General features: G+C 55.8%; 12 protein-coding genes. 4 read left to right on the plus strand and 8 right to left on the minus strand.

The annotated features are described in order from the left end of the window. From Q1B15_RS08120 to Q1B15_RS08135, 4 genes are all read right to left on the minus strand, one after another. Window positions 1-582: alpha/beta fold hydrolase (locus tag Q1B15_RS08120; RefSeq protein WP_299752764.1), on the minus strand; the 582-nt coding region annotated here is incomplete at its 3' end. After that, a complete protein-coding gene (locus tag Q1B15_RS08125) occupies window positions 579-1,661 on the minus strand; it encodes an LLM class flavin-dependent oxidoreductase (RefSeq protein ID WP_299752767.1) in 1,083 nt (360 codons plus the stop codon). The genes Q1B15_RS08125 and Q1B15_RS08120, both read right to left, overlap by 4 nt. Window positions 1,662-1,766: 105 nt before the next feature. Continuing rightward, a complete protein-coding gene (locus Q1B15_RS08130; protein WP_299752770.1) occupies window positions 1,767-3,086 on the minus strand; it encodes a TRAP transporter large permease in 1,320 nt (439 codons plus the stop codon). 11 nt (window positions 3,087-3,097) lie between these two features. Beyond that, window positions 3,098-3,619 (minus strand): TRAP transporter small permease, encoded by a 522-nt coding sequence (locus Q1B15_RS08135; protein WP_299752773.1) that lies wholly within the window; start codon window positions 3,617-3,619, stop codon window positions 3,098-3,100. Window positions 3,620-3,855: 236 nt separating this feature from the next. On the opposite strand from Q1B15_RS08135, the gene Q1B15_RS08140 reads away from it, so the two are divergent. Beyond that, window positions 3,856-4,923 (plus strand): C4-dicarboxylate TRAP transporter substrate-binding protein, encoded by a 1,068-nt coding sequence (locus Q1B15_RS08140; RefSeq protein WP_299752776.1) that lies wholly within the window; start codon window positions 3,856-3,858, stop codon window positions 4,921-4,923. A gap of 65 nt (window positions 4,924-4,988) precedes the next feature. On the opposite strand, the gene Q1B15_RS08145 is transcribed toward Q1B15_RS08140, so the two are convergent. The 4 genes from Q1B15_RS08145 to Q1B15_RS08160 are packed head-to-tail and all read right to left on the minus strand — an operon-like array spanning window position 4,989 to window position 9,505. After that, a complete protein-coding gene (locus tag Q1B15_RS08145; RefSeq protein WP_299752779.1) occupies window positions 4,989-5,774 on the minus strand; it encodes a sulfite exporter TauE/SafE family protein in 786 nt (261 codons plus the stop codon). Window positions 5,775-5,829: 55 nt separating this feature from the next. Further along, window positions 5,830-8,211 (minus strand): xanthine dehydrogenase family protein molybdopterin-binding subunit, encoded by a 2,382-nt coding sequence (locus Q1B15_RS08150; RefSeq protein ID WP_299752782.1) that lies wholly within the window; start codon window positions 8,209-8,211, stop codon window positions 5,830-5,832. Next, window positions 8,208-8,684, minus strand: a complete 477-nt coding sequence (locus Q1B15_RS08155; protein ID WP_299752785.1) for a (2Fe-2S)-binding protein — start codon at window positions 8,682-8,684, stop codon at window positions 8,208-8,210. Before Q1B15_RS08155 ends, Q1B15_RS08150 begins: the two co-directional genes overlap by 4 nt. Next, on the minus strand, window positions 8,681-9,505 hold the full coding sequence (locus Q1B15_RS08160) for a xanthine dehydrogenase family protein subunit M (protein WP_299752788.1): 825 nt from the start codon (window positions 9,503-9,505) through the stop codon (window positions 8,681-8,683). Before Q1B15_RS08160 ends, Q1B15_RS08155 begins: the two co-directional genes overlap by 4 nt. 245 nt (window positions 9,506-9,750) lie before the next feature. On the opposite strand from Q1B15_RS08160, the gene Q1B15_RS08165 reads away from it, so the two are divergent. The 3 genes from Q1B15_RS08165 to Q1B15_RS08175 form a co-directional block, all read left to right on the plus strand. After that, window positions 9,751-9,927, plus strand: coding sequence for a hypothetical protein (locus Q1B15_RS08165; RefSeq protein WP_299752791.1), 177 nt, complete (start codon window positions 9,751-9,753; stop codon window positions 9,925-9,927). Window positions 9,928-10,084: 157 nt separating this feature from the next. Beyond that, complete coding sequence (locus Q1B15_RS08170) at window positions 10,085-10,606, plus strand: redoxin domain-containing protein (RefSeq protein ID WP_299752793.1); 522 nt, start codon at window positions 10,085-10,087, stop codon at window positions 10,604-10,606. Window positions 10,607-10,653: 47 nt separating this feature from the next. Continuing rightward, a partial coding sequence (locus tag Q1B15_RS08175; RefSeq protein ID WP_299752796.1) for an SRPBCC domain-containing protein occupies window positions 10,654-10,861 on the plus strand: 208 nt, incomplete at its 3' end.

Here is a 10,861-nt window from a genome sequence, read left to right on the forward strand (position 1 = left end):
TTGCAAGGCACGGGCGCAACCGGTGTATCCGGCGACAGTGGTCTGCATGAAATCATTCCCAAGGGCATCAATCATGGCGGGGTTATTGGCTATAAAGCCCTCGGTCAGCCAGCGTTCAAGGGTGCCGGGCCAAATGGCGGACATCCCCCCATCCGAGATGGCCGCGATACGGTCATCCCAGCTGTTGGCGAAAGACGTGGGGGCATCCGCGCGCGCGCAGGCGCACACGACTTTGCCAAAGCGATCTGTGTAATCTAGCGCGAGGCCAAGGCCCGTCATCCCACCAAGCGAAAGGCCGACAAAGTCAGCTGTTTCAATCTCGAAATGATCAAGAACGGCGACCGCATCAGCGTTTAGATCGTCAAAGTCATAGTCGCCAGTAGGTGTACTTGATTGGCCGTGGCCGCGTGTGTCGTAACCGATGATGCGGTAGTGTTGCTCTAAAAACGCGCGTTGCAGGCCCCACATGCCAAGGCCTGCACCAAGCGAGTTGGACAATAGGATCGCGGGGCCGTTTTTGCGCCCAGATTCGTGTGCGGACAGGGTAACATCGCCACGGGAAACCGTAACGCGGTCGCTCATTTTGCGGCCGTTTCGTTACCGATAGCTGCACTGATAATCGGCATGGTTTTTTCGGCAAGCCTTATCATCGAATTGCGGCCAAGTTCGACATCGGTCCAATCTTTACCCGCATACAGGAGCGTGCCGAAATCACCGACTTCATCGCGTAAGGCAAGCAGATCGTCGGCCACTTTGTCTGGCGTGCCCCAGATCACGCAATCTTCAAGGACGCCGTCGAGCGTGACTTCGTCGTCGTGCATGTTCTGGTCGACCTTGAACAGGTTCGCGCGGCCATGCTTTTTCATCTTTGTAAGCAGTTGCGAGTAATAATAGCGGTAGGGGCTTTGTGGCCCAAATGCGTATTCCTTGGCCGTTGCCAAGTTATCAGCGACAAACACGGACTTCGCCACGCGCCAGTTGGCGGGATCAGCGCGACGGCCCACGCGTTCACAGCCCTCAACGTACTTCGGCCAATGGGATTTGACCCATTTTTTGAGCAAGAAGTTAGCTGAAATTGGATCCCATCCACGCGCGGCGGCCTCGGTTACACCTTTGGAAAACGGCGCCACAGCCGTCACAACAATTGGCGGATGCGGGCGTTGCAGGGGTTTTGGCATAATGCCTTGACCTATTTCTAATTCCATCTGCGTTTCGGTCGTGATGTTCCAGAAATCGCCCTTGATGTTATAGGGCGCCTCAGACTCCCAGATTTTCAGGATTTGATTGATCCCCTCAAGGAACATCGCGGGGCGGTCGGCATTCAGGCTTCCAAAGGCTTCGGCGTCTGTCGCAAGTCCACCGGGTGAAATCCCGAAGATGAACCGGCCATCTAGCATGTGATCCAGCATCGCCACCTGTGCAGCCACAGCGGCAGGGTGCGCGTTGGGCAGATTGACGGTGCCGGTCCCAAGTTTGATCTGCTTGGTTTCTGCGGCGATCCAGGCAATGAAGCTGATACAATGGGTTATGTTTTCAGCTGCGTCGGTGGTGTGTTCGCCAACATAGGCTTCTGTAAAGCCAAGCTCGTCCGCCAACAAAAAAGCGGCACGATCTTCGTGCAGGCATTGCCGCCAATCCTTACCCAAGGGGTGAATCGGCATCGTGAAAAATCCTAGGTCCATCATATCCTCCGCAGAACTAACCAAGATTTAGCGCAAGCGGCGCATCGGGGAAAATTATGAAAATGACAGCTAGGTATCATAAAATCACATGAGGGCACTTGGCAGCAATGTGGCCAGTATCGGGAAAGCCAACACAAGAACAGCGGCGACCAAGATCAGCAGAAAATAAGGGGCCGATCCGATAAAGATCTTCTTCAGTGTTGCGGTGGGGTCGGGGACCGCGCCTTTGACGGTGTAGACCAGCAATCCAAACGGCGGTGACAAAAGCCCGGCCTCAATCACCAAAATCCCGAAGATGGCGAACGCGATAGGATCGTAACCCAACGCGATGGCAAGCGGCGCAAAGATCGGGACAGTCAGCAGAATTATCGAGATACTGTCGATAAGCATGCCCAAGATCAACCAGATCAGACCCATCAGCATAATCACCATTAAGGGCGACAATTGGCTGTCGATAAACAGGCCTTGGATGTAGTTCACACCACCGCCGAGTGCGAGAAGCCGTGAATACATCTGCGCAGCGATCAACAAGAACATGATCGGTGCCGTCGTACGGCCGGCTTGATACATGCTTTCCAGAATATCGTTCAGCCGCATGCCTTTGATAATTCCGATCACGAGGGCGCAAATCACACCAAATGCAGCAGCCTCGGTCGGGGTGAACCAGCCCAGCCAGATACCTCCGATCACGACCGATATCAGCGCCAGAATACCCAAGCCGCCAATCAGTTCTGAGCGTTTTTCCTCGGGGGTTGGATTAACCAATGGCTTGTCATAGGCGGGCGCAATTTTTGGGTTTATGATCGCCGCGATGATCACGTAGCCAGAGAAGAGAAGGGCCAGAATGATGCCCGGCAAGATGCCAGCGATGAACAATGCGCCGACGGACATCTCCGTCAGGATCGCCCAGACGATCAGCAGAACGGAGGGAGGGATCAGCATGCCCAGACAGGCAGACCCCGCAACAGCGCCAAGGGCAAAGGTTTGTTTGTAGCCCAGTTTCATCATCTCAGGATAGGCGATCCGGCTGAACGCCGCTGCAGAGGCGATCGACACGCCTGTTACGGCAGCAAACACCGTGTTGCCCGCAATCGTCGCAATCGCCAGACGGCCGGGCAGGCGGCGCAATGATCGGTCACATATTCGATAAAGATCCCCTGCGGCCCCACTTCGCCATATAAAATCGCCCATCAAGACAAACAGGGGGATCACCACGAACACATCCTTTCGGATTGCTTCATAAGCGGTGTTAGACATGATCGACAGCGCCGCTTCGGTGTTGCCGCGGAACATAATGAACACACCCACACCGGAACACAAAGCCAGCGCGACACCGATGTGGACCCCAAGAAGGATCAGCACAATCAGCACCCCGAGCATCAAAATGACGATATCACCACCCATGGCCTGCGCTCCTAATCTTCTAATCGCGCGAGGGCACCTGGCGCCTCATTTTCATTGAGGAGCTGTCCGGTCCAGTCGAGCCAAATCATGTAGGCATAGGCGAATGCACCAAAGGCAGACATCACACCGATAGCACCGCGCACAGGCCACGTTGGGACCCTAAGCGATCCTTCTCCTTCATATTCGCCGACGCGGTAGGCATCCCAGAACGACGGGACCGTGCCCCAGATGAGGGCCAGAAACAGCAGCAATCCGAGGATCGAGCCAAAGGTGCGCAGCAGGCGTCGTAATACAGGGGGAACGGCGTCAGACAAGATTGTCGTACGCAGCATCGACCCCGAATATATCGCCAACGGTATCTGTAGGAAGGTGATGGTTACGACTGAGTTCTGCAGGAGTTCTTTGGTGCCGGGGATTGGACGTGACAGAAGAATCCGCCCAAAAACATCACCAAAAATCAGGAACGCCAAAGCGAGGGTCCAAAACGCAGAAAATATATGCAACAGGCGTGCGCCGCCGATCTGTGCCTTCATCCCGCCTTCCCCGATGCCTTAAAATCTAGCTTGCAGAACGCTAACGGTTGGGGTGAGAGGGTCAATAGCTTATTTAGCGAACGATAAATTAAAATGCCTTTGGGTGGCAGGGTTTCTTGACCGATGCGCCGCGATGTGCACAAAATGAATTAACTAGTGACTGATAAATAAGCCGAATTGCTCGGCAACAGCGCTTAAAATTGCGGTGACTTCCGCACGTTCTGGGAGGAAACGAAATGAAGAAACAAATTACACTTGGCCTTGGCGCACTTGCGATCATGGCCCTTGCGGCTCCTGCCGTTGCTGACACATTCACGCTGCGTATTGGCTCTGGACACCCGAATGGACCGGCTATCTATGTCACTGATACGGCAAACTTTTTTGTCCCTGAAGTTGTCCGCCGCGTTGCCGAAGAAACAGATCACGAAATAGAATTTGTCGAAGGGTACGGCGGCGCGATGGCAGGCGTAGCTGAGACGTTGGAAGCAGTTCAAAACGGCATTCTGGACATCGGCGCGTACTGCATTTGCTTTGAGCCTGCCAAGTTGTTCCTGCACAACTTTCCCTATTACGCGCCCTTTGGCCCACAGGATTCGGGTCAAGCGATGGCCGCCGTGCGCTCTGTCTACAATGACGTGCCTTGGCTGACAGACCAGTTCAACGAAGAGTATGACCAAGAACTGATCGGTCTGCACGGCTGGGACAACTACCACGTAGGCACGACCGAGCCTTGGGAGACGATCGAAGACCTGCAAGGCGTCAAAATTGGTGGCGCTGGTCCGAACCTTCCTTGGCTGGAATTTGCCGGCGCCATTCCGGTGCAATCCACGTTGCCAGAAGGCTATCTGTCGCTTCAGACGGGTGTTTATTCCGGCTGGCTAATGTTCCCATCCGCCTATCTTGGTTTTAAGTTCCACGAGCCTTCACCAAACTACACGCTGGTGGGTTTCGGGGCGATGCCAGTTAACGCGTTGACAGTAAACACCCGCTCTATGGCGAACCTGCCAGAAGACGTGCAGCAGATCATTCGCGAAGTGGGCCAGGCTTACGAAGACCAGTCCGGTGAATCGCTGAACGCAGCGCAGCAGCGTGGTCTCGATGGCCTCGCGGCCGCAGGTACGAACGTGCAAACGCTGGGCGATGATGTGCGTGCAGAATGGGCCGCGTCGTTGACAGGGTTCCCGCAGCTGCAGGCGACCGAAGCTGACGGTCGTGGAATGCCAGGCACAGAAGTGATGAAGGCCTACTTGGCCGCAGTCCCTATGACCGGATACGACTGGCCAGTTGAGTACGTGGTCGAGTAAACGCATCCAGACCCAAGTAAGGGCGCGTCGCATCAGTGGCGCGCCCTTTTTTTCGACGCGCCCTGTCAGGCGGCACTCATCTGCGCAATCGTGCTCGACACGAGGTAGATACCGAGGATCACCAGTAGAATGTGGATGACGATGTAGAAAGGCTCCTTCGGAATCCGTTGGTTGATGCGTTTTCCGATAAACATACCCAACGGCATGATCGGCAGCAGCATGGCCGATACCCACAGACTGTCGATGGTCACGAGCCCAATGGCAAAGGCGATGGGGACTTTCACGATGTTGACCAAAAAGAAAAACCATATCAGCAGCGCCACATAGACCTGCGGCGCAAGCCGGAAGGGCAGTAGGAACATTTGAATTGGCGCCTCACCCATAAGGAAAAAACTGGTGAATCCCGTGGCGCCGTTTAACCCGATGAGGCGCGGCCAGTTGCGCACCGATGGGTCAAGCGTTGTTTCGACCTCAGCCTTTTGGCGCGCACGCACCAAAAAGAACTTCACGCCGATGACGAACGACATAATCCCAAGAAAAATCGCGAGGTAAGTTGCAACGATAGACCGAAACACGAGTGCAGCAATGAAAACACCGACAATCCCAGAGGCGGCCATGGGCCACAAAAGCGCGTAAGGCACTTTCTTACGATAAATCCACGCGAGGATAATATCCATCACGATGTAGGCCGGCAAAAGCACCGAGATCGCAGTCGTTATATCAGAGAACGCGGCCACAAGCGGCATTGCCAATGAGGCGATCATCCCGCCAAAACCCGCCTTTGCCAGCGCGACAAAGAATACCGCAAATCCAGCGACGCCTAAGAATAGGATTGAGTATTCGTCCGCCACCCTCGCGCCCCTCGAAAGACGCGAAAACCGGCGTCACCGTTGTCTGTGCCGCCGGTTACTTTGCCGCCGAGTCGATCACGTTCAGCACCCGCTCAGGCGTCATCGGCATTTGCCAGATGCTTGCGCCCAACGGCGACAATGCATCGTTGACCGCATTCAAAATCGCGGCGGGTGCGCCGCCGGTTCCAGCCTCGCCCGCGCCTTTGGCTCCAAGGACGGATGTTTTGGTTGGGGTTTCGATATGGGCAACAGTGATGTCGGGCATCTCGCTGGCCATCGGCACCATATAATCGGCCATGGTCGCATTCAGCATTTGCCCATCGGGGGAATACAGACATTCCTCATAGAGCGCGCCGCCGATGCCTTGCACGACGCCGCCCCTGATTTGTTCATCTACCAGCAACGGATTGATGACGCGCCCGCAGTCTTCGACCGCCCAGAAATGCAGGACTTTGACAAAGCCCGTAGCAATGTCGACTTCGACATGTGCCGCCATTGCGGCGTTGGTAAAGACGAACGGAAAGTCGGTAACGCGGTAGTGGCGGGTCGCGATCAGTTCGGGGTTCAGATCTTTGGGCAGCTCGTTCCCACGGTAGTAAACAGTGCGCGCCAAATCCGCGAGGGGCAGACGTATCGCCCCGTCAAGATCGGTCACAGCGCCGTCTTGGATGTCGAGTTTATCAACGGTGGTTTGCAACATGACAGCCGCCACATCGAGGACCTGATCCTTCAGCGCTTGGGCGGCTTGCAGCATCGCTTCGCCACCAATGCCGGCACCACGAGATGCCCATGTGCCACCGCCGTAAGGGGTGGTTGCGGTGTCGCCGGTGGTGACCTTGATACGGTTCAGTGCGACGCCAAACACGCCAGCGGCGATCTGTGCCAGTATCGCATTGGTGCCCTGACCCTGTTCGGTGATGGAGGACGACACGTGCAATGCACCGCCAGCATCAAGCCGCACAGTTGCGCCATCTTGGGACGCAATGGACGCGCCACCGACGCCGTAAAACATCGGGCTGGGGTTGGTGACTTCGACCATCGAGACAAAGCCGATGCCGCGATAGATGCCGTTCTGACGCTCACTCGTTTGTGCGGCGCGCAGGCCCTTGTAATCCATGATATCGGTTAGCTTGAGCAGAGCACGCTGGTGGCTTAGATCGTCAAGTTTCATCCCCGTCGCGGATGCCCGTGGATAGCTGTCATCTGCCATAAGGTTGTGCTGGCGCAGCGTTACGGGGTCCATCCCGATTGCACGGGCGCAATCCTCCAGCAGACCATCCGCGACGGCCATGGCGATGGGATGACCGACACCGCGGTATTGGCACATCAGGGTTTTGTTCTGAAACACGACGCGGCCCTTTGCGCGGTAATTTTCGAGGTCATACGGCGCGCCCGTGAGGTTCAGGATTTGGTTGCATTCAATTGCGCTGGTGCGCGGATACATTGAGAATGGGCCAACCCCTGTGAGGTCATCAAAGTCGATGCCGACAATGGTGCCGTCTCTCGTGACCCCCATCCGAGCCTTAATAATATGATCGCGTGCGTGGATATCTGTTACGAAGCTTTCGAACCGATCCGCAATGAACTTGACCGGCCGATTTAGCAGCTTGGCCGCCGCAGCGGTTGCGATTTCATCGCCGTAGGTGTGGATCTTGATCCCGAATGATCCGCCAACGTCGTTGGAAATCACACGCACGTTTTCCTCGGGCAGGTCGAGGTGCGTGGCGAAGATGACCTGCATCATATGCGGGGCCTGGCCAGAGTAATAGACCGTCAGTTGTTGTTCGGATGGGTCAAAATCACACAGCGTGCCACGTGATTCCAGTGTCACGCCAGTGTGGCGACCAAAGCGGAATTCGCGTTCAATCACTTGCACACCGGGCGCGGCAAAGGCAGCGTCGATATCACCTGCGACGACGTCGCGTTCCCACGCAAGGTTGTTGCCAAATTCAGGATGGATGACTGGTGCGTCGCCATCGAGGGCCGTTTCCGTATCAACGACCGGTGGGAGCTCATCGTAGTCGACCTCAACCAACTCGCATGCGTCTTCCGCCAGCGCACGCGATGTTGCGATAACCATGACAACAGGCTCGCCCTGCCACCGTGCGATACCGACAGCCAAGGGGTGCTGAGGGGCAGATCGCAGGCCCTTCATATGGGTCAAAACGCCCACATAAGGGGTTACATGTTCGGCCAGATCGTCGCCGGTGTAGATTGCGATAACGCCGGGCGCGGATTTCGCTTTAGTTGTTTCAATCTCGAGGATTTTCGCGTGCGCATGGGGGGAGCGCACGAAGGCCGCATGGGCCATCCGCGGCAAAGTCTCATCATCGACAAAACGTCCGCGCCCTTGCAAAAGGCGGGCAGCATCTGCGCGCGGTGAGGGCTGGCCAATATAGCGGTTCGGTTTGTCGAAAATGTGTGCTGGACCGGTCATGTGCGGGACTCCTCGATCACGTCGCAAATTGCATCGACGATGGATTGATAGCCTGTGCAGCGGCAGTAGTTGCCCGAAATATGCTTGCGGATCGCATCACGGTCCGCCGCGCCGCCGGCATCAATATAGCCAAGGGCACTGGCCAGCATTCCAGGGGTGCAAAAGCCGCATTGCAGGGCGTTGCGGTTGGTAAAGGCCGCTTGCAGCGCCGCACTTTGGCCACTGTCTGCAAGACCTTCGATTGTGGTAATTTCTGTGCCGTTGGCTTGGGCGGCCAGCATCAGACAGCCGCGCACCGTGTTGCCATCAACGATGATTGTGCAGGCACCGCAGACGCCGTGTTCGCAACCAACGTGGCTGCCAGTCAGGCTGAGATCGCCGCGCAGGAAATCGACAAGGTTTAGGCGCGATGGAACTGTGGCTTTGACGGCCTCGCCGTTGACGCGCAGTTGGATGTCTATTGAACGGCTCATGATGTCATTCCTTCCAGTGCGCGGGTCAGTGCGACACCCGCAAGGCGCTGGCGCGTTGCCGCACTCGCCTTAGGGTCATCGGTGAATTCAATGTCGCTCAAATGGGTCAGCGCGATTTTCATTTCGGTTTTGCTGCCAAGCGCGTCCTCAAGGGCAGGGACGCGTACGGCGCGGTCAGCAACGCCGAAAAAGGCGATCCGATATGTGTTATCCGAGCAGGCCAGTGCAACGCCTGCCAGTGCGTAATCGCCGTGGCGTTGGGTTAGTTCATGAAACCCGAACTGCTGGGCGGTGGACGCCGCTGGAATTAGAATGGCGATGATAAGTTCGTCTTCCTCAAGCGCCGTTTCAAAGTAGCCAAGAAAGAAATCCTCGGCCTTGATCGCGCGGGTGCCAATGGGGCCCGCAACTTCGATCTTCGCATCTAGCGCTAGCATCAACGCCGGCATTTCGGCCGCCGGATCAGCGAGCGCCAGCGAACCGCCGATTGTGCCGCGATTGCGAATCGCATCATGGGCGATATGGGGTAGGGCCATTGCGAATAGCGGGATGTCCGCCAACACAATCGCATCCGCCATCAACTGCGCATAACGGGTCATCGCCCCGATCCGGACAGTGCCGCCATCGCGGGTGATTCCACGCAGTTCTGCCACATCCGCAAGGTCAATCAACACTTCGGGGCTCGCCACGCGAAAATTCATCATCGGCATCAGGCTTTGCCCACCTGCCAACGGCATCGCGCCGCCGTCGTGTTTGGCCAACATCGCCAGTGCTGCATCCAAACTGGTCGGGCGCAGATAGTCGAAATCCGGTGCCTTCATAGTGATCCCCCTAAAACAGCCGGAATCGCGCACCAGCCCTTTACGTTATATGCATGCTAAGTTATCGAGTTATAAATAAGGATCAAGTACGGAAGTTGACCAATGGGTTAGATCAAACAGAAAACCGCAATTGCCGCGCGCCAATCCGGCGTTGGGCAAACCCATTTAGCAGCCACGTGCGGGTGCGCGTTGTCAATAGTATAAAGATGAGCCGCTTGAGCGGGCAGTGACGAACCGAGACGATGATGTCGGCGCTGATCGGCTGCACCAATGTTATCTCCAAGAAGGTCGCCAAAAAGGCGGGCGTTACATTCGGTGAGATGAAGATTGAGATGTCGTACAAATTCAACCGCCTTGGCACCATGCTGATGGAACAAGTTGATTTACCCTTTGACGAGGTCGCGCTGGATAGTGATGTTTAAACTGATGCCACGCCTACGCTGATGGACGAAATTAAATCTGAGCTCGAAAGATTCTGCCCAATTGCTGTTGTTTTCCGCGCAGCCGGCATGACGATCACTGAAAACTGGTCAACGCGGTCATTGTCCGACAAAGCCCATTAATCCGATTGGAATGAACATGTCACAGAAACTTATGCCCGACAGTCAGGCCCCTGCGCTGTCCCTGCCGCTTGTTGGCGGCGGCACTTGGACGCTTGCGGATCAGTCGCCAAAGAACTTCACTATGGTGATCTTCTATCGCGGGCTGCACTGTCCCGTTTGCAAAATGTATCTGACCAAGCTGAATGGGCTTATCGATATGGCCGCCGAGGCTGGTGTCTCGGTCGTCGCGGCGTCAATGGATCCAGAAGCACGTGCGACACAGACGAAAACTGACTGGGAACTAAGCAATATCGATCTGGCCTACGGTGCAACTGCTGAAGATGTTAAAAACTGGGGTCTCTATCTGTCGACGGCGTTCAAAGAGGCTGAGAATGCCCAATTCGCAGAGCCGGGCCTGTTCTGGGTGCGCCCCGACGGTCGCCTGTACCTGATCGACATTTCAAACATGCCATGGTCGCGCCCTGACGTAGAATTCCTTTTGTCCAAGGTGCAGTTTGCCATGGATAATAACTATCCAGCGCGCGGAACGACAGCCTGATTAAGTTAAGTCAGTGTCCCGTTCTGCTAAAAAAATAGGACCGCATGATGGAACTGAAAGACGAAATTTTCATCCGCGCGCCGCAAGACCTGGTCTATGCTGCGTTGATTGATCCCGAAATCTTAAAGGTCTGCATTCCTGGCTGCGAAGAGTTGATCAAGCATTCCGACACCGAGTTGGAAGCTAAGGTCACTCTTAAGATAGGTCCTGTTAAAGCAAAATTCAGCGGCAACGTCACGTTAAGTCCAGTCGCCC

The organism is uncultured Boseongicola sp., assembly GCF_937988555.1.
GTDB lineage: Bacteria > Pseudomonadota > Alphaproteobacteria > Rhodobacterales > Rhodobacteraceae > Boseongicola.